This window comes from Subsaximicrobium wynnwilliamsii (assembly GCF_007997225.1).
Lineage (GTDB): Bacteria > Bacteroidota > Bacteroidia > Flavobacteriales > Flavobacteriaceae > Psychroserpens > Psychroserpens wynnwilliamsii.
The window spans coordinates 87417-109903 of sequence record NZ_VORM01000010.1; the positions used below are offsets into that span (position 1 = coordinate 87417).

Below are 22487 nucleotides of genomic sequence, written 5' to 3' on the forward strand. Positions count from 1 at the left end.
TTAAAAATTAAATGAGATTTTTGAGCCAAAAGAATTAAACCCATTTTTGACAGGTATGTAAGCTTTTAAAATTGAAAAGATTTTACTGTTGAAACAATAAGTCAAATCAAACGGAATAATCCCAAAATACGTTGACAACTAAATCAGCTTTCGGGCCTAAGATAATTTTGATTCTAAATTCAACTTTTTCCGAAGCAAAAGGACTTAAGCGCCGAAATATCGAAAATAAATTTGTTGGAAGTGTTGCAGCTTTGATCCAGATTGCTTGGTAAAAGCGCATCTTGTGCAAGAGCGACGCATTAGTATTGTGATCAGGGTTTTTTTGCAATCTTGAAATATGGAATTTTTAATACCCCACGTATTCCACAATTTCCAATCCGTAACCAATCATGCCAACCCGTTTGGTTTGTTGGCTGTTGGAGATCAATTTTAATTTATGGATGTTGAGGTCGTGTAAAATCTGTGCACCTATCCCAAAGTCCTTGGAGTCCATTTCAATGCTGGGCGCTTTGATTACTTCGCCAACAACCTGACTCTCCTTTAAAATCGACAAACGCTTCAAGAGGTTCATGGACTGCGATTGTTGGTTGATGAATAAGATTGCACCTTTGCCTTCAGAGGTTATTACCCTGAACATATCGTCCAGCTTCTCATCGGCATTATTGGTAAGGGTTCCCAAAATATCATTGTTTACCAAAGTCGCATTTACACGGGTTAAAACCGCTTCTTCTCGCGGCCAAGTTCCCATGGTCAAGGCGATGTGAATTTGATCGTTTGTGGTTTGTTGATAGGCGCGCAATCTAAAATTGCCAAAGCGTGTTTCAATGTTAAAATCCTCTTTCTTTATGATAAGAGAGTCATGTTCCATGCGGTAAGCCACCAAATCCTCAATCGTAATTATTTTAAGGTCAAATTTTTTGGCGACTTCAATCAGTTGAGGCAAACGCGCCATGGTGCCATCCTCATTGAGGATTTCCACTAAAATACCAGCCGGTTGAAACCCAGCCAAACGTGCCAAATCCACAGCAGCTTCCGTGTGTCCTGTTCGTCTAAGTACGCCGCCATTTTTTGCCTTCAGCGGAAAAATATGTCCAGGACGTCCCAAATCATTGGGTTTGGTGTCGGCTTCTATGAGCGATTTTATGGTTTTAGATCTGTCGTGTACTGAGATTCCTGTAGTACAGCCATGACCTATCAAATCTACTGAAACCGTAAATTGCGTGTGGTGCAACACGGTGTTGTTTTGTACCATCATGGTCAGGTCCAACTCATCGCAGCGGTCTTCAGTCAAGGGCGCACAAATGAGACCTCGGCCATGTTTCGCCATAAAGTTGATCATTTCTGGCGTTACCGTTTCCGCAGCAGCGATAAAATCACCTTCATTTTCACGATTTTCATCGTCAACAACAATGATGACCTTGCCTTTTTTGATGTCTTCAATAGCTTCAGAAATAGAATTCAATTGCACCTTGGAGGTGCGATTTTCAATGCTGGTACTCATTATAATTTAATTTTGTGATGCAAAGATATGGCTTATTTGTCTAAAGAAAAGTCGTCACTCACTTTATTGCGTCTTATGTAAAAGGCCAAAGGATAGAACACAAAACCAAGCACCCACCATATCGGGTTTTTAGAAAGTTTCTTAGCCTCGAGGTAGTGATACATTTGGTGCAGGTTTCTGGTGGCCAACATAAAATAAATGAGTAAAATGACACCTGCTATTGTGAAGAGTTCTAAAGAAGCACTCGCCATTGCTGGTAGTTTGTTGTTTTTAAATATAAAATGAAACACGAGAAGCGGGATGGCGATGCAATAGAATACCATCGTGCATTTGGCGTTGAATTTATAATCCACAAGCTTGGTCTCAAAAGCTGCGGAATCTTTGATTTTTACCCGATCTTCATGACCAATCAAATTGAGATTCTCAATAATGGTGTCGTCTAATGTGCTTTTCCTGGCGTTTGAAGCTTCTTTTTCTGCCTTGGGTTTAATTTTTAAAAGTTTTTTGATAGGTTCAATGATGTGGTCAAACTCCAATAAGCCGCGATCTTTGGTAGCCCTCGTGGTAAGGAATATGCTCAAAGGCAACATGATGGCCGTGGAGAGCCAAGTGGCAATTACTGAACTGAAAGTACCATCCAATGAACTGTTTTTAGCAAAAATACCAATAAAGTGATAGCTCAAAAACAGTAAAATGGCAATGACCAATGGTAGGCCAATGCCTCCTTTTCTAATTAATGCGCCCAAAGGTGCCCCTACAAAAAACAGAATGATGCAGGCGATGCCCAATACGTATTTTTCGTGCAAAGCGACTATATGCTTATTCATCCATTTGGTGTTGCCCGTAATACTTTGTTTATTGCTACTTACAATTTGTTTGGTGCTGCTTATGCTGTTACTGGCGAGATTGAGAAGCTGTATTTTGGTTTTATCATTAAAAAGATCGAGAATGGCTCCTGTATAAAGCGAATCTTTTTTTGGTTTAATGTTTAGAGGCAAGGAGGTGATTGCGGTTCTTCGGTAGAGCGTATTGGAGAAATTTTTAAGCGTCTCAACTTTCTTTTCTTGTAAACTATCTATGGTAAAATTCAAAGCCGAAACATCCAACATGTTATAGCGATTGTCATAACTCTTGTCATCAATGTCCACATCGTTGAGGCCTTCAATATCCACATTGATGGTGTACTCGTCAAAATAACTTTTGGCGTGCGGTCGCTTTTTATTCTGTTTTGGATTTTGGTTACTGAAAATTTCCTCGTAACGATTGCCTTCATACAGTACCAATTGTAGTATGGGGGAATTTTCATTGCTTTTTAATTCTCCTCTTTTGGCGATGATGATTTTTCTATTGGCCGTGCTTCTTCCAGATTTTTCGTGGATGACCACCGTTTCCAAGAATTCATCATTTTCGCCGGTCTTTTTATCGACCTTAATATTGTAAGTGCCTATTTCATTGAACTGGCCTTCAGAAATAGCTAAGGCAGGCTTAACCTGAGCGATATTTTTTCTTAGGTTATACACATTGTAGTTTGCCCAGGGGATCACGTTATTGGAAAACACAAATGTGACAATGCCCAAAAGCACAATAAAGAAACTCAAACCGCGCATGGCACGTTGCAATGAAATCCCGGTAGACTTCATTGCTGCAAATTCATAATTTTCGGCAAAAGAACCAAAAACCATGATAGACACCAATAAAATGGTAAGCGGTAAAATTAAAGGGATTAGGGTAGGCGTAATGTAGAGCAGGAGTTTAACGATCACATAAGAATCGAGATCCTTGCCCGCCAGGTCGCCAATATATAGCCAAATTGCCTGTAAAACGAAAATGAACATGAGTATTAAAAACACGCTCAAAAAGGTTTTTAGGTAGGTCGTCAATATATACCTATCTAATATTTTCATGCAATAAAAAAGGGCTTAAACTAGTCTAGTTTGTTGATGTAGTAATCTTGATACTTACTTTTGTCAAATGTAAATAAGCTTTTTGAAACGGGCTCGTTTGTTTTAAAAGAATTAACAGTGAGCGTGGTTTGCGTGCCGTTGTTGCCGGTTTCAATCAAATTATAGATGTGTTTGGTATTGGCGTCAATCCCCAAAAGTATCTGTTTGATTTCTGAATTGGAGTCTATTGGGACCAACTTCACGTATTGGATCTTACGACCTTTTAAATCTTGAACAATATCCATTTTATAGGTATAGCCGGTTTTATAGAAAGAAAGCATCTTACTTGGCGTGATGGTGCCTTCATCTTCGGTATTGTCTGAAGAAATTGTAACCTCTTCATCCTCCGGACTAATAGTGTACAAAGTCTTGCCATCAAATAAGCGCGTAACTCCCAAAATATTCAAACGGTATTTTTCGCCTTGCATCTTGACGTCCCCACGGGTTTCTTGGTTGATATTCTCGCTTGTGTTTTTGAGAACATATTTGAAGTCTATGGAAATATTGTCATAGGAGTTTGCTTTGTTATAAACTTCATTCAGTAGGTTTTCGGCCTGTTTGGCACTTTGTGCAAAAGACAGGCTGCCCACTAAAATTGCTAATACTAAACTTAATTTTCTCATTGTGATTGTTGATTATTTTGGTAATTCCTGCAGTGCAAGTTACCAATACAGTTGTTTTTTTATAAATTAATTTTCATCAGATAATAAAATTGCCAATGCTGCCAAATCTGTAATTAACACCTGTCTGGCTTTACTGCCTTCAAAACCGCCAACAATACCAGCAGCTTCCAATTGGTCAATGATTCGTCCTGCACGGTTGTAGCCCAATTTGAGCTTGCGTTGTAAAAGTGAGGCAGAGCCTTGTTGTGAAATTACGATGATTTCTGCAGCTTCCTTAAAAAGCTTATCTCGATCGTCTATGTTATTATCAATAGTTGTGCCACCATCTTCACCAACGTATTCTGGCAGTAAATAGGCATCGGGATAGGCTTTTTGTCCGCCAATAAACTCGGTAACTTTCTCTACTTCTGGCGTATCCACAAAGGCGCACTGGATTCTTGTGATTTCATTGCCTTGGGTAAAGAGCATGTCACCACGACCTATCAATTGGTCGGCGCCAGAGCCATCTAAAATGGTTCTTGAGTCGATTTTTGAGGTCACCCTAAAGGCGATACGTGCTGGGAAATTCGCTTTTATAATACCTGTGATTACGTTTACCGACGGTCGTTGTGTGGCAATGATCAAATGGATGCCTATCGCACGGGCCAACTGGGCGAGTCGTGCAATGGGGGTCTCTACTTCCTTGCCAGCGGTCATGATCAAATCGGCAAACTCATCTACCACCAATACAATATAGGGTAAATACGCGTGCCCATCATTGGGGTTTAATTTTCGTGCCTTGAATTTGGCGTTGTATTCCTTGATGTTTCGGCACAAGGCGTTCTTGAGCATTTCGTAGCGATTGTCCATTTCAATACAGAGTGAATTCAGGGTGTTGATGACCTTGGTATTATCTGTAATAATCGCCTCTTCACTATCGGGTAGTTTCGCGAGGTAATGCCGTTCAATTTTATTGAAAAGCGTCAATTCAACCTTCTTGGGATCCACCAAAATAAATTTCACTTCGGCAGGATGTTTTTTATAGAGCAATGAGGTCAAGACCGCATTGAGCCCAACCGATTTTCCTTGACCTGTGGCACCCGCCATAAGCATGTGCGGCATTTTTGCAAGATCGACCACAAAGGTCTCGTTGCTAATGGTTTTACCAAATGCAATGGGCAATTCCATGTCGCAGTTTTGGAATTTCTTGGAAGCAATTACCGAGCGCATTGACACAATGGTCGCATTTTTATTTGGCACTTCAATACCAATCGTGCCTTTCCCAGGGATGGGGGCAATGATACGAATACCCAATGCCGAAAGGGAGAGCGCGATATCATCTTCCAAATTCTTGATTTTTGATATCCGTACGCCAGCGTCGGGCACAATTTCGTATAATGTTACCGTTGGGCCAATGGTGGCTTTGATGCTCGCAATGCCAATTTTGTAATTATTTAAGGTTTCAACAATGCGGTTCTTGTTTTCCTCAAGTTCGGTTTGGTTGATCTTAATGCCTTCAGTATCATATCTTTTAAGCAGATCCAAAGGCGGAAATTGAAATTTGCTCAACTCCAGCGTCGGGTCAAATTGCCCAAAATCTTCAACTAATTTGTTGGAGAGGTTGTCTTCTTCAGACACTTCTTCCTCAACGGTCTCAATCTCGATATCCAATTCGGTCTCGTCGTCGCTTTTTTCTTCGGAAGGCTTAGCAACTGAGACATTATGCATAGTTTCAGTCTTGGCTGCGGGCTTAGGTTCAGACATTTTTTTGTTCTCGGTTACCTTAAGGTCGAAGGCCGATTTGATATCTTCTGCTTCCGCGGAAAGATCGTTGTCCAGCGCCACTTCTTTAGGGTCGTCGGTGGATTTGAAGTCTGACTTAATATCGCTCTTGGCCCGTTTAAATAGATTTACAATGCTATGTCCAGTGACTTTGAATCGAATGGCCAAGTAAACAATCAATACAAAAAGGAGTAGGAGGATGGTGCCAATTTTGCCAATGTAATCCTGCAAAAAACTATTGACTTCAAAGCCTATGGTACCGCCAAGCAAATCGTATTTATGTGCAAAGAAACCAAAGAAAACCGATAACCAAATCGCGATCAATGTGCCCCAGATCCAATAGCGGCGCAAGCGTGACTTGTTGATGTCTAGGGTAATGTAAATGCCAGATAGAAATAATAACCCAGAGAAAATAAAGGATGAAATGCCAAACCCTTTTTTGATGAAGAGATCGCTAACCCAGGCCCCTAATTTATTGAGCCAATTCTCGGTTTTTACGTCTCGGGAAGCCAGTTGGTTCAAGGTGCTTTGATCGGCCTTACCTGTGAAAAAGAAAGAGAGGAAAGCAATAAACATCAACACACCAAGAATGATCAACAAGCTGCCAAAAATCAGTTTTTGCTGGCTTGATAATTTGAAACTAAACGTTTTGGAAGGTTTTTTCGTTGCTTTGCCGACCGTGGGTTTACTCTTAGTTGTTTTGGTCTTCTTTTTCGCCATGCTTACTTTCCGCTAAACGGAAATCTTTAAATTCTTACTAAAATCGTGAGTCTTGTTATTAATAAGTCCTGTTTGTAACTGGACAAAAATACAAATTAGTAACGTTTATCCTAATGCAATTCGTATATTAAAATGTAGGGATGAAATTCTTTTAATGGCTTTTGATTTACTGGGTTTTAGACGTCAATTCGCTTTGATTTCTCAATAGTAATTCTCGACTAAACTGAGCTGTCTATGGTCTTTAAATCCCATGATTGGCCTATTACATATTACTAGAGTTCAAACTCTGTTATTTTTAATATCTTTATGCAATGAAGAAACTCATCATCATTAATGGTCCCAATCTAAATTTGTTGGGAAAACGCGAAACCAATATTTACGGTAACATGAGCTTTACCGATTTTTTCGAATCTATTGTCAAAAAGTTTCCCGATTTACACTTGGAGCATTTTCAATCCAATATCGAAGGTGAGCTTATCGATAAACTGCAGGAGGTGGGCTTTGGTTATGACGGTATTATCCTCAACGCTGCAGCCTACACACATACCTCAATTGGCATTGGCGATGCGGTTAAAGCCATTGAAACCCCGGTGGTGGAAGTTCATATTTCTAACACCTTTTCACGCGAAGACTTTAGACATCAATCTTTTATTTCTCCAAATGCCCAAGGTATCATACTCGGTTTTGGCTTGCAGAGTTATGAGTTGGCGATACAAAGTTTCATTGCTTAAGAACAGGTCCATGATAGTCTTCCTAAAGTTATGGGATTCTCATTCCAGCTTGGGTAGCCGTGTCAAATGAATTTAAACAAGAATCACTAAGATCTAAATAGAAAGGCTGAAACGGAGCTTTTTTGTAAGTGCAAGTGTAATTGTAAATCAAGTTAAAATCAATTGGGAACATTCAAATTTGAGGTCAAGCAAGTCATGAAAAAAAGACTGATTTTAGTGATCGTGACACTTACTCTAACCAATTTGTTGGCTTTTTCTCAAGTCAAAAAGGTCGATTTTGGCATCAAAGGCGGATTGAATCTTACCTTTTTCAATGTAGAGCAAGCCGATTTTGGACCTAATGCACGATCTGAAACTGGTTATTATGCCGGTGCTTACGTGGACTTTGAAATCGATGAGTTCCTTTCTATCCAACCCGAGCTTCTTTATGTTGGTCTCAACGATTTTCGATTTTTAAATGCGCCCATTTATGCCAAATACGAAGTGGCGGATAAATTCAATCTCATGGTGGGGCCGAGTTTGAATTACTTTTTCGATTTTTTTACCGATAAATTCAAGGTACGCGGCGATCTTAGTGCTGCCTACCAAATAACACCTGCTCTCAACGCCCACATCAAATACACTTTAGGTTTTGAAGTGCTTGCTCCCAACGGACTCTTTTTTGGGCTGGGACTCAAGCTGTGACGCAGTTTTTAGAGGGTGGTTTTTAGAGGGTAGTTGTTAGAGGGTAGTTGTTAGTTGGTGGTTTTTAGAGGGTAGAGAAAAGAGAAAAGAGAAAAGAGAAAAGAGAAAAGAGAAAAGCATATAGACCGCTTCGCTTTAGACTATAGACAAGAAAAAGAGTTTAAGTTTATTGCAGCTCTGCTTAGGAAATGTGACTTTATTGACGAGTTAACTATTACAAAACCGAAGGCTGGCTCATTGAGCTTGAGCGTAAAAAAAAAGGATTCAAATCATAGATTCGAATCCTTTTTATATTTTTTGTCAATATCTTAAAATCAAGTCTTGATTCTAAATTCAATTAGCAAGCTGTACTTGGCAGTGCCGAGTAATCGATCTAGTACAAAATTTGAAAACATAATTTTATACTACCCACTACCCACTACCTACTGCCCACTACCTACTTAAAGATGTATCACTTCCCCATAAGCATCTGCCACAGCTTCCATTACTGCTTCGCTCATGGTTGGGTGTGGGTGTACGGTTTTGAGTACTTCATGTCCTGTGGTTTCTAGTTTTCGGCCTAAAACGGCTTCCGCTATCATGTCGGTTACGCCAGCGCCAATCATGTGGCAACCTAACCATTCGCCGTATTTAGCGTCGAAGATCACTTTTACAAAACCATCTTTGGCGCCAGAAGCGCTTGCTTTACCAGAGGCAGAAAATGGAAATTTCCCCACTTTGATATCCAGGCCTTTTTCCTTGGCTTGTTTTTCGGTTAATCCTACCGATGCAATTTCCGGAGAGCAATAAGTGCAACCTGGGATGTTTCCATAATCTAAGGCTTCTACATGTTGACCTGCGATTTTCTCCACACATAAAATCCCTTCCGCGGAAGCGACATGCGCCAAAGCCTGACCTGGAGTGATATCGCCAATAGCGTAGTATCCAGGGATATTGGTTTGGTAGTAATCGTTCACTAGAATTTTATCGCGGTCGGTGGCAATACCAACATCTTCCAAGCCTATGTTTTCTATATTGGATTTAATACCCACTGCTGAAAGCACCACATCAGCTTCCAAGACTTCTTCGCCTTTTTTGGTTTTAACCGTCGCTTTTACACCATCGCCAGAAGTATCCACTTTAGTAACCTCGGCGCTGGTCATGATTTTAATACCGCTCTTTTTAAAGCTACGCTCCAATTGTTTGGAAACGTCTTCGTCCTCAACAGGAACAATGTTTGGTAGGTATTCCACGATGGTTACATCGGTACCCATGGAATTATAGAAATAAGCGAACTCTACGCCAATAGCGCCAGAGCCGACTACAATCATTTTTTTAGGTTGTTTCTCCAAGGTCATTGCGGCCCTATAGCCAATCACTTTCTTGCCATCTTGCGGCAAAGCTGGCAATTCGCGGGAACGTGTACCTGTGGCGATGATGATGTGATCGGCGCTGTATTCTTTTCCGTCAACATCGATTTTTTTACCGGTTTTCAATTTTCCGAAACCATTGATGACGTCAATCTTGTTTTTCTTCATCAAAAACTGAACGCCTTTACTCATGCCATCGGCAATGCCACGACTGCGTTTCACAACCGCGCCAAAATCGTATCCGGGTTCTTTGACCTTCAATCCGTAATCTTCGGCATGCTTCAAATACTCAAAAACTTGAGCGCTTTTGAGCAATGCTTTTGTTGGGATACAACCCCAATTTAAACAAACGCCACCAAGGCTTTCCTTTTCAATAATAGCGGTTTTCAAGCCCAATTGTGAGGCTCTAATTGCTGCAACATAGCCTCCAGGACCACTACCAAGCACTATAACATCGTATTTACTCATCTTGTGAATTTTATCGGTTTTTAAGAAGCTACGAAGTTACAAAACCAAACGCTAAAATTATAGTATGTAAAACATTATTGTCCGTAAAAGAACCAAGGCGGCTTACTTCGACTCGCTTTACCCAAGTCGTTGTAAGAATCAATCCCGAAGCTTTCAGGAAGACTTATATCGTAAATTATTGAAAACAGAGTTTTAAAAGCAGTATATCTTGCCGAATTTTAAAGTCCGCTTACTTTATTTGCTTTGCCTCTAGGTCATTGATTGCGCATTGCCGTAAGGTTGGTAGGACGCTGCGCACATAGTTGAGTTGGAGGAAAATTAAATGTGGGTTAATGTCACTTACAAGCTGAGTTCTGATTTTATCAGTTATTTTGCTGCCGCTATGGAAATATCTCAAACATCGTCCGTAAAATGTTTGCGTGCTTTATCTTGGCTGAATTTATTTTGATTATACGTCGCTGACTTCCCTTTGGGAATTGACAGCGACTGCCATGCCTCAGCCTTTATCAGCTTACCCAAAAAGACCATTTGCCCCACATGATAGGCGTAATGTGCCAATTGGCTGTTAATGGCTTCTGTCACGGTATGGCCTTCATTTCTAATATAAATAAGTTGCTCAAGATCTTTGGGTTGAAGTGTGTGAAGCGCGCCGAACAGGCAGGTCCAGCCTCGATTCCATTGGTTTATGATTTGCACTTTTGTTTCTGCGGAAGCTATGAATTCGGCATCGCGTTCGCGCCAGGATTTTTCACCGTCTTCAGTCAAAAAGTGCGTCCATCTTGACAGCATATTACCGCAGAGGTGTTTTACAATTATGGCTGCAGAATTGCAATCGGCCACCATTTCCAGTTTCAGTTCATCAATGGTCAACACCTCCAAGGTTTTATCTCCAAGCATTTTATAATACTCAAATTGTTTGGTTACACTATTAAGGTAGCTGTTGCTCATGTTTTAAAGATACTATTTACTATAAAAATTTCCGAAGGATTTTCTAAAAAAAAAATCCCAAACCCCAAAGCCAGTCTTAGGATTTTGGAATTTGGAATTTGGAATTTTAAGATTTGGAGTTTATCTAATTATTTCGCTGGTACAAACTTTAAAGCATCCCCATTGATGCAATGGCGCTTTCCAGTAGTTTCCTTGGGGCCATCGTTGAATACGTGACCCAAATGGCCACCGCAAGTAGCGCAATGCTCTTCATTTCTGGAGTACCCGAGTTTGCTATCGGTCGAGAACGCAACATTGCCTTCAATCACACGGTCAAAACTTGGCCATCCTGTTCCAGATTCAAATTTATTCTCACTTTTATAAAGCGGCGTTTCACAGGCAGCACAAACGTAAGTGCCTTCTCGGTGATTATCGTTCAAGTCGCTTGAGAACGGTCTTTCAGTCCCTGCTTCACGCAACACGTAATATTGATCTGCCGTAAGCTCCTTTTTCCATTCGGCCTCGGTTTTACTTACTTTAAAATCTGTTTTCGTTGCTGTTGCTGTTTTTTGTGCGTTTGAATTGCAACTCAGTACGAGCGCGAAAATGCAAATTGCCATTAATCGTTTCATAGTTGTTTTCATATTTAGTTTTGTGCTAATAAGTCGCTAAGCAAAGTGTATCCTAACAGCTAAATTACACATTAAGCCAAATTTATGGTTTAGCGTCTTGTTAACTTGTAAGATTTCGTTAAATTACAGGAGAATTCGCACTTGGGTTCATTTAATCAATCAAAAATTGTTCATTATCGTTTTATGAAAGTACTATTTTACACTAGAGAATTTCCGCCCTATGTTTATGGCGGTGCAGGCGTCCACGTTGAGTATTTAGCTGAGGAGTTGGCCAAGCTCATGCCCATGGAGGTCAGGAGTTTTGGAGACCAGGATGCACATGCTGAAAATTTAAAAGTGAAAGGCTACGATTTTGAAAGTGAAGATTTCAAAACTGCCGATGCTAAGCTTAAAGCGGTCTTGCAAACTTTGAGAACCTGCGTCAATATGAACATAGACCCAGTGGATGCCGATGTGGTGCACTGCCACACCTGGTACGCGCATTTTGCAGGCATCGTTTCCAAGCTTTGCTATGGAACGCCGTTGGTTATAACCACACATTCGCTGGAACCTTTGCGCCCATGGAAACGCGAACAATTGGGAAGAGGCTATGATGCCTCTTCATGGGTGGAGAAAACTGCCATTGAAATGGCAGATGCCGTAATTGCTGTGTCTAAGGAAACTAAAGAAGATGTACTCAAACATTTTGATGTGGATGAAGCCAAAGTGAAAGTGATCTATAATGGCATCAACTTGGTGGAATATAATGTTACAGACAAAACGGATACCCTGGTCGCTCACGGCATTGATCCTACAAAACCTTACGTGCTTTTTGTTGGCCGAATCACAAGACAAAAGGGCATCATTCATTTGGTCAATGCCATCAAACATATTCACGGGGAGACCCAAATTGTGTTGTGTGCAGGTGCGCCAGATACACCAGAAATTGCCCAGGAAATGAAAGACAGTGTGGAGGCAGTTCAAAAAACACGTGATAATGTGATTTGGATTGATAAGATGTTGCCTAAACCTGAAGTCATACAGCTCTATTCTCATGCCGATGTGTTTTGCTGTCCGTCTATTTATGAGCCATTTGGTATAATCAATTTAGAAGCCATGGCCTGTGAAACGGCAGTTGTAGCCAGTGCGGTTGGCGGAATCAAGGAAGTTGTTGTCAATGATGAAACCGGGATTCTGGTTTCTGTAGAGCAACAAACTGAAGCGCCTTTTGAACCCCTGCATCCTGAGAAATTTTCGCAGGATCTTGCAGACTCCATCAACTATTTAGTGAATAATCCAACAATACGAAAACAAATGGGACTGGCAGGCAGACAACGCGTGGAGTCCACATTTGATTGGGCCGCCATTGCCAAGCAGGTTCAAGAACTATATCAAACTTTAAAGCCATAACATCATGATCAACGACTCAGTACTCGCCATAATATTAGGAGGTGGGCAAGGCTCGCGCCTTTATCCCTTAACCCAAAAGCGTTCTAAACCTGCAGTTCCCATTGCTGGAAAATACCGCTTGGTAGACATCCCAATTTCCAATTGCATCAACTCAGACATCAAGCGCATGTTTGTGTTGACCCAGTTCAATTCGGCGTCCTTGAATAGGCACATTAAAAACACCTATCACTTTAGTTTTTTCAGCTCGGCCTTCGTTGATGTGCTTGCGGCGGAACAAACCATTGGCAGTGAAGAATGGTTTCAAGGCACTGCCGATGCGGTAAGACAGAGCATGCATCATTTCTTATCACATGATTTTGAGTATGCACTCATTTTATCTGGCGACCAATTGTACCAGATGGATTTTAATGATATGATTGAGAGGCACAAGAAAAGCGGTGCAGAGATTTCCATTGCCACTTTGCCAGTAAACGCTAAGGATGCGACGTCTTTTGGTATTCTAAAAACCGATGACAATAGCATGATAAGCTCTTTTATTGAAAAACCAAATACGGAAGCCTTGCAAGGTTGGGAAAGCGTTGTAAGCGAGGAGATGTTCAAAGATGGTCGCCATTATCTGGCTTCAATGGGGATCTATATTTTTAATAAAGACCTATTGGTAAAATTGATGGATGAACCAGATACGGTCGATTTTGGAAAGGAAATCATTCCGCAGTCCATTGATAAATACAAGACCTTCAGCTATCAATACGAAGGGTATTGGACCGATATTGGAAACATCGATTCCTTTTTTGAAGCCAATTTGGGCTTGACCGATGATATTCCGCAGTTTAATTTATACGATTCCCACAAACGCATTTACACGAATGCCAGAATTCTTCCAACCTCAAAAATCACGGGTACTTTGTTATATAAAGCGGTCATTGCCGATGGCTGTATCATTCACGCCGACAAAATTGAGCGCTCCGTAATTGGTATTCGGTCGCGAATAGGTAAGGAGTCTGTTGTGATCAATTGTTACATGATGGGTAGTGACGATTATGAATCTCTAAAATTCATAGATGACAACAATATTGAAATCTACATGGGCATTGGCGAGCGCTGTTTTATCAAGAATGCCATTCTCGATAAAAATTCGCGCATAGGTGATGATGTGGTCATTGATGGTAGCAAACATCATGAAGATGTGGAGACAGATAGCTATGTGATCAGGGACCAAATTGTGGTGGTTAAAAAGGGGGCGACCATAGCATCTGGAACAATTATTTAATCAATCGCTTTTAGCTATTCTTGATTTAAATACATGAGTGGTTACGCATTTACAAATCTTGAGAATATCCAGCGCCACACTTATTTACAACACTTTATTATAGTATTTTTACGAACAAAATCAATCAATTGACCAATAACATGCAGAATCAAAAACGAGTCGTTATAGAGGCGGTTAAGCCTCAAATCAATTGTGGAGAACACTTTATAAAGCGGGTTATAAACGAGATCGTCATCGTAAATGCCAATGTATTTGGCGATGGGCACGATGTGATTGCGGTCGCTCTTTTATACAAGCACGAAAACGCAAAGAGCTGGAGCGAAACCCGCATGCAGGCTTTAGGTAATGATGAATGGAACGCTTCCTTTGTGGTAGAACAGCAGGGTTTTTATAGCTATAAAGTCCAAGCTTGGGTTGACGAAGCACTCAATTGGCAGCATGGTATTATTAGGAAAATTGAAGACGGGCAACATGTCAATTCTGAATTGACCGAAGGCTCGGCACTGTTGGAACCTATTTCAAAGAAAGCAACCGAAGACGAGAAAGCGTTTCTCAATGCCTGCTCGGAAGCTTTTACAGATAAATCACAATACGAGAAAGCCGTTGATGATGCCAGAAGCGAAAAACTGCATCAGTTGTTTGTTCAATATCCTGAAAAACACCATGCCAACGAATCGAAAGCGCTTCAGGTATATGTAGATCGAAAGAAAGCAAGATTCAGCACCTGGTATGAGTTTTTTCCACGCTCGGCTTCCGAAGAAAAAGGAGCACACGGCACATTTAAAGACTGTGAGCGCTTACTCCCAAGAATTCAAAATATGGGTTTTGATGTGCTTTACTTTCCGCCAGTGCATCCTATTGGTGAAGTGAACAGAAAGGGCAAAAACAATACCACCGCAGCTGGAGACGGCGACGTTGGATCTGCTTGGGGCATTGGCTCAAAAGACGGCGGTCATAAAGCATTGCACCCGCAGTTGGGGGCAATAGCCGATTTTAAAAGCCTTATCAAAAAAGCGAAAGCCCATAATATAGAGATTGCCATGGATTATGCCTTACAGGCGGCTCCAGATCATCCTTGGGTAAAATCACATCCAGATTGGTTTAAATGGCGGCCAGATGGTACGGTGCAATATGCTGAGAATCCACCAAAAAAATACCAGGATATTCTTCCTATTTATTGGGAAAGCAATGACTACAAAGCGCTTTGGGACGAATGCCTTGATACCATGCTCTATTGGATCGATTGCGGCATTGAGGTGTTTAGGGTGGATAATCCGCATACCAAGCCCTATTTCTTTTGGAACTGGCTCATTTCCGAAGTAAAGAAAAAACACCCCAATGTGCTCTTTTTGGCAGAAGCATTTACAAGACCAAAAGTAATGCAACGCTTGGCGAAAGAAGGCTACACCCAATCTTATACTTATTTTACTTGGCGAAACGGCAAAAAAGAGTTTGAAGATTACCTTACGGAATTGACCCAAACCGATCAGCGTGAATACATGCAGCCCAACTTTTGGCCCAACACTCCAGACATCAACCCCTATCATTTACAAGGTGCAACCGAAGCAAAATACATTCAACGCTATGCGCTTGCTGCGACCATGAGTTCAAGTATTGGTATCTACGGTCCTGTATTTGAGCAGATGATTGATCAAGCTATTCCTGGGAAGGAGGAGTATTACATGTCTGAAAAATTTCAGATTTGCAATTACGATTGGTCCAAGGAAAATAAGCTCTCATTGATCATTTCGCGCATCAATGCCATTCGACATGAAAACGAGGCACTGCAACAAACCAATAACATCAAGTTTTGTGACATTCAAAACGATAATCTCATCGCATTTTATAAATGGAATCAAGAACAAACCAATGAGTTGCTGATCATTATTAGTTTGGACCAGTATTATCCACAACAAGGCCATGTGCAATTGCCTTTGCAAGCCTTGGGATTACAAGCAGGGCAGCAAGTACAAGTAACCGATTTGATTACAGGAAGTAGCTACAATTGGTATAACGAGTGGAATTATGTGGAGTTGCACCCTACATTGCCATTCCACATCTTTAAAATACACAAATAGGTATGGCAAAGCAGGAGATCAAGTCGGCAAATTTAAGTTCGACCTTTAGTTTTAGTGACAAATGGGAAACCCTTCTGGAAAACAAGGAGTTTATAAAGGTGTTCCTATCAGACGTTCTCGAAAATTACATCGTGAAGCAACGTTGGTATGGGGGTAAGGCGAGCAGGATGAAATACATCGAACTGGCAGAGTATTTCAGGATTCAACAACATGATGAGGTTTATTACGGACTCATCTTGGAAGTAAATTTCACGGAAGCTTTTTACCAGCATTATTTCCTGCCCATAGCCTTTGTTTCCGACGATAGTTTTGCCCAGGATGATCGCATCTTGCCCATCAGTATCCAAGATCAAGAAGGATTTATCATAGATGCCATCAATCTTGAAGCCTTTAGAAAATTAGTGTTTCAACGCCTTTTAACTGCCGTGGCTAAAGATAAAACCCGAGTGCGTTATCACAAGAGCGAGCTTTTTAAAGACTGCCAATATGAAAATTCACGGTTTATGGGCTTGGAGCAGAGCAATACCTCCATTGTTTATAACGAAAAATACGTACTAAAGTTTTTTAGACGCATCTATTCCGATCGCAATCCTGATTATGAGATGTCTAAGTTTCTATCTGAAAAGAAGGATTTCAAGAACACACCAGCTTATTTGGGCAGCATCCAAATCAAGGATATTGAAGGCACCAACATTACCATTGGGCTCATGCAGGAAATGGTTGAAAACCAAGGCGACGCTTGGCAATACATGCTTAGTGAACTGCATAAGGTTTTTTGCAACTTGGAGTATAAGAATATAGATATTAAATCGCTTCCTAAGACGGTCGATTTCGGCCAGTTGCAAATTCAGGATGTTCCAGCTCAAATCATCGATTGGGTAGGTCTCAATATCTTTACAAAAATTCAAACGCTGGCCATGCGAACTGCAGAAATGCACATTGCACTAGGCAGCGAATTTGAGGAAACCGCATTCGCGCCAACCCATTTCAATGAAGATTATACGGTGTGGCTTAAAAACAGATTGCTTTACCAGTTTCAAAATCGCTTGAACACCATTGAAAACAGTCTGCACAAATTGGATGGCTTGGCTTTGGAATTGGCCAATGAGTTTCTGGAGAAAAAGAACATCATTAGAAGACGTTTTGTGAATTTTGACTGGACCAAGCTTAAAGGCGAACGCATTAGGGTGCATGGCGATTATCATTTGGGTCAGGTTTTGATAAAGGGTGATGATTTTTACATTCTCGATTTTGAGGGTGAACCTGAGAGCACCATTCGCGACCGTAAGGTCAAACAACCTCCACTTAAGGATGTCGCAGGCCTTTTTAGATCTTTCCACTATGCCATCTATGCGACCATCTTTAATAATATGGAGACTTATACGCATTCTCAGGAAGACCTCTTTGAAGCAGCCGAGGTCTTGTACCAATATTTAAAAGGTGTATTTTTGGGCGTTTATACCATTAAAGTGCAAGAGGCCAATCTCAACATTGGTTACGAGCAAGAGCGTATTTTTTTACTGAAATATGCCATGCTCGAAAAAGCCGTTTATGAATTGGGCTATGAGCTCAATTCTCGTCCGCGATGGGCCATAATTCCATTAAAGGGGATTTCTAACATTATTAACAATTAATACATCCTATGTCAAAAGTTATTGCACACAGTCGTTTTACAGAATTTGATATCAATTTATTCAAAGCTGGAAAACACTATCGCTTATATGAAAAATTCGGAGCACACATTAGCACCGTTGATGGTGTGGACGGGGTTTATTTTGCAGTTTGGGCACCCAGTGCAAAAACGGTTTCTGTGATTGGCGATTTCAATTTTTGGGTTGAAGGCACGCATCAATTGAACGTGCGTTGGGATTCCAGTGGTATTTGGGAAGGTTTCATTCCTGGAGCAGGTAAGGGCAGTACTTATAAATATAAGATACACAGCAATAACAACGATGTCAAGACCGAAAAGGCCGATCCTTATGCCCGGCGCTCAGAGCACAACCCTAAAACCGCTTCTATAGTTTGGGACGACCCTTACCAGTGGAAGGATAGCAAGTGGATGAAAAAGCGTAAGAAGAACAATGCGTTAGATGCGCCATTTTCGGTATATGAAGTGCATTTGGGGTCTTGGAAACGCAAGCTGGAAGGCAATTCCGTTTTGACGTATAGCGAACTGGCGGAAGACCTGGTAAGCTATGTCAAAGACATGAATTTCACACACGTGGAGTTGATGCCGGTCATGGAGTTTCCTTATGATCCAAGTTGGGGCTACCAAATCACAGGCTATTTTGCGCCAACCTCACGTTTTGGGTATCCAGAGGATTTTAAATTGCTGGTTGATAAATTGCACCAAAATGATATTGGGATCATTCTGGATTGGGTGCCTTCACATTTTCCAGAAGATGCCCACGGACTCGGTTTTTTCGACGGCACCGCACTTTACGAGCATCCAGACCGCCGCAGGGGCTACCATACCGATTGGAAGAGTCTCATTTTTAACTACGGAAGGAACGAGGTCAAATCCTTCCTCATCAGCAATGCCATTTTTTGGTTGGATCAATTTCATGCCGATGGATTGCGCGTAGATGCCGTAGCCTCCATGTTATTTTTGGATTATTCAAGAGAAGATGGCGAATGGGAACCTAATATATTTGGGGGTCGAGAAAATTTGGAAGCCATGGCATTTCTTAGGGAAATGAACGACGCCGTTTACACTGCCTTCCCAGATGTACAAACCATTGCTGAAGAATCCACGGCATTTCCCATGGTTTCAAAACCCACTTCTATTGGCGGCTTGGGCTTTGGCATGAAATGGATGATGGGTTGGATGCACGACACACTTCAATATTTTGCCAAGCCACCGGTGTATAGAAAGTTCCATCAAAATGACTTGACCTTCTCAATGACCTATGCCTTTACCGAGAATTTCATGCTGCCACTGTCCCATGACGAAGTGGTTTACGGCAAGAAATCCATTTTAGGCAGGATGCCGGGAGACGAGTGGCAGCGATTTGCCAACTTGCGTTTGTTGTATAGTTATATGTTCACACATCCAGGCACCAATTTGTTGTTTCAGGGTGCGGAATTTGCCCAGAGCAAGGAGTGGAATTTTGAGCAGAGTCTTGATTGGCACTTATTAGACTATGCACCGCACCAAGGCATTCAGGCATTGATCAAGGATTTGAACGGCTTGTACAAATCCCAACCAGCGCTACATGAAAAACAATTTTCTGCGGAAGGCTTTGAATGGATCGATTATAATGATCATGAAAATTCAGTATTGGTTTACATTAGAAAATCAGATGACGAGAAAGACGATTTGATTATCGCCTGCAACATGACCCCTGTACCAAAAGAAAGCTATCGCATTGGCTTGCCGAAAAAAGGGAACTTGAAGGAACGCTTTAATAGCGATCAAAAAAAATACTTCGGAAGTGGCGCTTATAAAAACAGCAAACTCAGCTCAGAAGCAGTTGCACATCATTTTAGAGACCATTCTGTAGAAATCGCGATCCCTCCATTGGGGATGGTGGTTTTTGGGTATGGGTCTTGATTTACGAGAAGTGTTGTTTGATGGTGGTGCTGGGTTGTTTCACGGAAATGCTGGGTTGTTTCGCGGAGATGCGCTGAGGTTTCACGGAGATGCGCAGAGGGTTCACGGAGATGCTGGGTTGTTCCACGGAGATGCGCTGAGGGTTCACGGAGATGCTGGGTTGTTTCACGGAGATGCGCAGAGTGTTCATTGAGATGCTGGGTTGTTTCACGGAGATGCGCTGAGGTTTCACAGAGATGCGCAGAGGTTTCGCAGAGATGCTGGGTTGTTCCACGGAGATGCGCTGAGGTTTCACAGAGATACGCAGAGGGTTCATAAAGACCTGTCAGGTTTTTAAAACCTGACAGGTCTAACAGGTTAGATTATCCGATTACTTATTACTCAAACTTACGCTCGATCTCTAAAAGCTTCTGCTGGCTAAAGTCACGAAGTTCCTCGAAAAAGCTGGTAAATTCACGCTCAAATTCCGTGTAAAACTCCTTGAGTTCATTGGTCGCATGATTCATTCCAGAGATGTTTTTGGTGCGGCGGTTCATGCCATTCAGTACTTTTTGAATGCCTTCGATTTTGGCATAACTCAGCAACCAATTATCGGCAATCATGTAAGGCATCATTTTTTGGATGCGTGCCGGCAACAGCTCATAATGATCTTCCAGACTGTCATAAAAACGTTCAATGTAAAGCTCCAAAGGCACATTTGAATACCGATGCCAATTCTTCGCCAGAAAATGATCGTAAAGAATATCCACAATGACGCCGCTGTAATGGCTGTAATTTTTATGCAGCTTTTTAGTGCTCAATCGCACTGTGGGATGTGCATCGGTAAAGGTGTCGATTTGCCGATGCAACAAGATGCCTTTCTGAAGATTGATGGGGTACTTGGTGTAGTGTTTTCCGCGAATGCCATCGGCAATGAAATTACCAATGGTAATGGCTTCATGCTCCCCAGAAAGATAGATGTGGGCTAAAAAATTCATTGGTGTAATTTACGGATTTCGCATTTAGGATTCCAACTTTCTAATCGTATATTTGTCTACTCATCATAAAAACAACACATGACACTCATTAAATCAATTTCAGGAATTAGAGGTACCATTGGAGGTAAAGTTGGTGATAATCTCACACCTATTGACGCTGTAAAATTTGCAGCCGCTTATGGCACTTGGATCAAACAGCAGCGCAGCAAAGAAAATTATCGCGTGGTGGTTGGCCGAGACGCTAGAATTTCTGGGGCAATGATGCAAAATTTGGTCATGAACACTTTAGTGGGTTTAGGAATCGATGTGATCGATTTAGGATTGTCAACAACGCCAACGGTAGAAATTGCAGTGCCGATGGAGCAGTCCGATGGCGGCATTATTTTAACGGCCAGCCACAATCCCAAACAATGGAACGCCCTAAAACTCTTGGATGCCAAAGGTGAATTTTTGAATGCTGAAGAAGGCGCTAAAATCTTGAACATTGCTGAAAGCGATGCCATGACATTCGCAGAAGTGGACAATCTGGGCGAGATTCACGTTAACGATGCCTATATTGATATTCATATTGATGAGGTCTTGGACCTAGAATTGGTCAATGTGGAGGCTATCAAAAAAGCCGATTTCAAAGTGGTGGTCGATGGCGTCAATTCTACGGGAGGTATTGCAATTCCCTTATTGTTGGAGCGTTTGGGTGTTGAAGCTGTGAAATTGTACTGTGAACCTAACGGCCATTTTCCGCACAATCCAGAACCTTTGAAAGAGCATCTTACCGATCTTTCCAAAGAAGTGGTAAAAGCACATGCCGATTTCGGGATTGCCGTGGATCCAGATGTCGATCGTTTGGCATTTATAGATGAAACTGGCGAGATGTTTGGCGAAGAATATACCTTGGTGGCCTGTGCCGATTATGTACTGAGCAAAACCCCGGGGAACACCGTGAGCAACATGAGCTCTACCCGAGCTTTGAGTGATATTACCAAAAAGCATGGCGGTACTTATAAAGCCAGCGCCGTGGGTGAGGTCAACGTGGTCAACATGATGAAACAAAATAACGCGGTTATTGGAGGCGAAGGCAATGGTGGCATTATTTATCCGGAATTACACTACGGAAGGGATGCCTTGGTAGGTGTGGCCTTATTTTTAAGTCTGTTGGCCGAAAAGAAAATGAGTGTGAGCGCACTTCGGGCCAGTTATCCGGATTACTACATGAGCAAAAAGAAAATAGAACTCACGGCAGATTTAGATGTTGACGCCTTGTTAACAGCGATGGAAGCAAAATATGCCGAAGAAAAACTGACAACGATTGATGGCGTGAAAATAGATTTTGAAAATTCTTGGGTTCACCTTAGAAAGAGCAATACAGAACCCATCATCAGAATCTATACCGAGGCAGCGTCACAAGCCGAAGCGCATGCGCTGGCAGATCGTGTTATTTCTGAGATCAAAGAGATTGCGGGGGTTTAACGCGAGGCGGAATATTGAATATCGAATATTGAATTTTGAACGCTGAATAACGAAGTTTTGATTGTGACTTCGATTTCAAAATTCAACTACAAATGAATACGGAATATTGAATTTTGAATACTGAACCCGAACACTGAAGTTTCGATCGTGACTTTGATTTCAAGTGCAACAGCAACTGAATACGGAATATTGAATATCGAATGTTGAACACTGAATACTGAAGTTTTGATTGTGACTTCGATTTTAAAGTGCAGCTGGAGACTGAAGACTGAAGACTAGAGTCGGAATATTGAATACTGAATTTTGAACACTGAATACTGAAGTTTCGATCGTGACTTCGATTTCAAAGTGCAACAGCAACTGAATACTGAACCCGAACACTGAAGTTTCGATCGTGACTTCGATTTCAAGTGC

General features: G+C 41.5%; 17 protein-coding genes. 8 read left to right on the forward strand and 9 right to left on the reverse strand.

From position 1 onward, the window contains the following. Positions 1-346: 346 nt before the first annotated feature. The 4 genes from ribB to ESY88_RS10460 form a co-directional block, all read right to left on the reverse strand. Positions 347-1501 (reverse strand): 3,4-dihydroxy-2-butanone-4-phosphate synthase, encoded by a 1155-nt coding sequence (gene ribB, locus ESY88_RS10445; RefSeq protein WP_147086714.1) that lies wholly within the window; start codon positions 1499-1501, stop codon positions 347-349. Between the two features lie 32 nt (positions 1502-1533). Next, positions 1534-3405, reverse strand: a complete 1872-nt coding sequence (locus ESY88_RS10450) for an LptF/LptG family permease (protein WP_147086715.1) — start codon at positions 3403-3405, stop codon at positions 1534-1536. Between the two features lie 20 nt (positions 3406-3425). Next, positions 3426-4067, reverse strand: coding sequence for a LolA family protein (locus ESY88_RS10455; protein WP_147086716.1), 642 nt, complete (start codon positions 4065-4067; stop codon positions 3426-3428). A gap of 66 nt (positions 4068-4133) precedes the next feature. After that, positions 4134-6548, reverse strand: coding sequence for an FtsK/SpoIIIE family DNA translocase (locus tag ESY88_RS10460; RefSeq protein WP_147086717.1), 2415 nt, complete (start codon positions 6546-6548; stop codon positions 4134-4136). A 311-nt stretch (positions 6549-6859) separates the two neighbouring features. On the opposite strand from ESY88_RS10460, the gene aroQ reads away from it, so the two are divergent. Together aroQ and ESY88_RS10470 are read left to right on the forward strand one after the other, a co-directional pair. Then, a complete protein-coding gene (gene aroQ, locus ESY88_RS10465) occupies positions 6860-7279 on the forward strand; it encodes a type II 3-dehydroquinate dehydratase (RefSeq protein WP_147086718.1) in 420 nt (139 codons plus the stop codon). Between the two features lie 162 nt (positions 7280-7441). Next, complete coding sequence (locus ESY88_RS10470) at positions 7442-7963, forward strand: porin family protein (RefSeq protein ID WP_147086719.1); 522 nt, start codon at positions 7442-7444, stop codon at positions 7961-7963. A gap of 440 nt (positions 7964-8403) precedes the next feature. Here ESY88_RS10470 and lpdA read toward each other — a convergent pair whose 3' ends face one another. The 3 genes from lpdA to msrB form a co-directional block, all read right to left on the reverse strand. Beyond that, entirely contained in the window at positions 8404-9780 is a 1377-nt protein-coding gene (lpdA, locus tag ESY88_RS10475; protein WP_147086720.1) for a dihydrolipoyl dehydrogenase, read from the reverse strand. 393 nt (positions 9781-10173) lie between these two features. Further along, on the reverse strand, positions 10174-10728 hold the full coding sequence (locus ESY88_RS10480) for a DUF1572 family protein (protein WP_147086721.1): 555 nt from the start codon (positions 10726-10728) through the stop codon (positions 10174-10176). Positions 10729-10856: 128 nt separating this feature from the next. Next, positions 10857-11339: a peptide-methionine (R)-S-oxide reductase MsrB gene (gene msrB / locus ESY88_RS10485; protein WP_147086742.1), complete on the reverse strand. Its 483-nt coding sequence runs from the start codon at positions 11337-11339 to the stop codon at positions 10857-10859. A gap of 183 nt (positions 11340-11522) precedes the next feature. Between msrB and glgA the strand changes: the two genes are divergently transcribed. The 5 genes from glgA (at position 11523) to glgB (ending at position 19629) form a co-directional block, all read left to right on the forward strand. Further along, the gene (gene glgA / locus ESY88_RS10490) at positions 11523-12728 is read left to right on the forward strand and encodes a glycogen synthase (RefSeq protein WP_147086722.1); all 1206 of its coding nucleotides are present in this window, start codon (positions 11523-11525) and stop codon (positions 12726-12728) included. A gap of 4 nt (positions 12729-12732) precedes the next feature. Next, on the forward strand, positions 12733-13998 hold the full coding sequence (locus ESY88_RS10495) for a glucose-1-phosphate adenylyltransferase (RefSeq protein WP_147086723.1): 1266 nt from the start codon (positions 12733-12735) through the stop codon (positions 13996-13998). Between the two features lie 140 nt (positions 13999-14138). Beyond that, the gene (locus ESY88_RS10500; protein WP_147086724.1) at positions 14139-16076 is read left to right on the forward strand and encodes an alpha-1,4-glucan--maltose-1-phosphate maltosyltransferase; all 1938 of its coding nucleotides are present in this window, start codon (positions 14139-14141) and stop codon (positions 16074-16076) included. A 2-nt stretch (positions 16077-16078) separates the two neighbouring features. After that, the gene (locus ESY88_RS10505; RefSeq protein WP_147086725.1) at positions 16079-17710 is read left to right on the forward strand and encodes a maltokinase N-terminal cap-like domain-containing protein; all 1632 of its coding nucleotides are present in this window, start codon (positions 16079-16081) and stop codon (positions 17708-17710) included. Between the two features lie 8 nt (positions 17711-17718). Then, entirely contained in the window at positions 17719-19629 is a 1911-nt protein-coding gene (glgB, locus tag ESY88_RS10510) for a 1,4-alpha-glucan branching protein GlgB (protein ID WP_147086726.1), read from the forward strand. A gap of 1 nt (position 19630) precedes the next feature. Here glgB and ESY88_RS10515 read toward each other — a convergent pair whose 3' ends face one another. Further along, positions 19631-19945, reverse strand: coding sequence for a hypothetical protein (locus tag ESY88_RS10515; RefSeq protein WP_147089857.1), 315 nt, complete (start codon positions 19943-19945; stop codon positions 19631-19633). Positions 19946-20006: 61 nt separating this feature from the next. Continuing rightward, complete coding sequence (locus ESY88_RS10520; RefSeq protein ID WP_147086727.1) at positions 20007-20606, reverse strand: acyl carrier protein phosphodiesterase; 600 nt, start codon at positions 20604-20606, stop codon at positions 20007-20009. A 78-nt stretch (positions 20607-20684) separates the two neighbouring features. On the opposite strand from ESY88_RS10520, the gene glmM reads away from it, so the two are divergent. Continuing rightward, positions 20685-22073 carry a phosphoglucosamine mutase gene (glmM, locus tag ESY88_RS10525; protein ID WP_147086728.1) on the forward strand — a complete coding sequence of 463 codons (1389 nt, stop codon included), beginning with the start codon at positions 20685-20687 and terminating at the stop codon, positions 22071-22073. Positions 22074-22487: the final 414 nt, after the last annotated feature.

What these genes read in the sequence shown, in the direction of transcription:
- glgA (WP_147086722.1), top strand. Translation starts at nt 11,523, where the DNA reads ATGAAAGTACTATTTTACACTAGAGAATTTCCGCCCTATGTTTATGGC.
- lpdA (WP_147086720.1), bottom strand. Translation starts at nt 9,780, where the DNA reads ATGAGTAAATACGATGTTATAGTGCTTGGTAGTGGTCCTGGAGGCTAT.
- ESY88_RS10515 (WP_147089857.1), bottom strand. Translation starts at nt 19,945, where the DNA reads ATGAACCCTCTGCGTATCTCTGTGAAACCTCAGCGCATCTCCGTGGAA.
- aroQ (WP_147086718.1), top strand. Translation starts at nt 6,860, where the DNA reads ATGAAGAAACTCATCATCATTAATGGTCCCAATCTAAATTTGTTGGGA.
- glgB (WP_147086726.1), top strand. Translation starts at nt 17,719, where the DNA reads ATGTCAAAAGTTATTGCACACAGTCGTTTTACAGAATTTGATATCAAT.
- ESY88_RS10495 (WP_147086723.1), top strand. Translation starts at nt 12,733, where the DNA reads ATGATCAACGACTCAGTACTCGCCATAATATTAGGAGGTGGGCAAGGC.
- ESY88_RS10450 (WP_147086715.1), bottom strand. Translation starts at nt 3,405, where the DNA reads ATGAAAATATTAGATAGGTATATATTGACGACCTACCTAAAAACCTTT.
- ESY88_RS10500 (WP_147086724.1), top strand. Translation starts at nt 14,139, where the DNA reads ATGCAGAATCAAAAACGAGTCGTTATAGAGGCGGTTAAGCCTCAAATC.
- ESY88_RS10455 (WP_147086716.1), bottom strand. Translation starts at nt 4,067, where the DNA reads ATGAGAAAATTAAGTTTAGTATTAGCAATTTTAGTGGGCAGCCTGTCT.
- msrB (WP_147086742.1), bottom strand. Translation starts at nt 11,339, where the DNA reads ATGAAACGATTAATGGCAATTTGCATTTTCGCGCTCGTACTGAGTTGC.
- ESY88_RS10505 (WP_147086725.1), top strand. Translation starts at nt 16,079, where the DNA reads ATGGCAAAGCAGGAGATCAAGTCGGCAAATTTAAGTTCGACCTTTAGT.
- ESY88_RS10520 (WP_147086727.1), bottom strand. Translation starts at nt 20,606, where the DNA reads ATGAATTTTTTAGCCCACATCTATCTTTCTGGGGAGCATGAAGCCATT.
- ribB (WP_147086714.1), bottom strand. Translation starts at nt 1,501, where the DNA reads ATGAGTACCAGCATTGAAAATCGCACCTCCAAGGTGCAATTGAATTCT.
- glmM (WP_147086728.1), top strand. Translation starts at nt 20,685, where the DNA reads ATGACACTCATTAAATCAATTTCAGGAATTAGAGGTACCATTGGAGGT.
- ESY88_RS10460 (WP_147086717.1), bottom strand. Translation starts at nt 6,548, where the DNA reads ATGGCGAAAAAGAAGACCAAAACAACTAAGAGTAAACCCACGGTCGGC.
- ESY88_RS10480 (WP_147086721.1), bottom strand. Translation starts at nt 10,728, where the DNA reads ATGAGCAACAGCTACCTTAATAGTGTAACCAAACAATTTGAGTATTAT.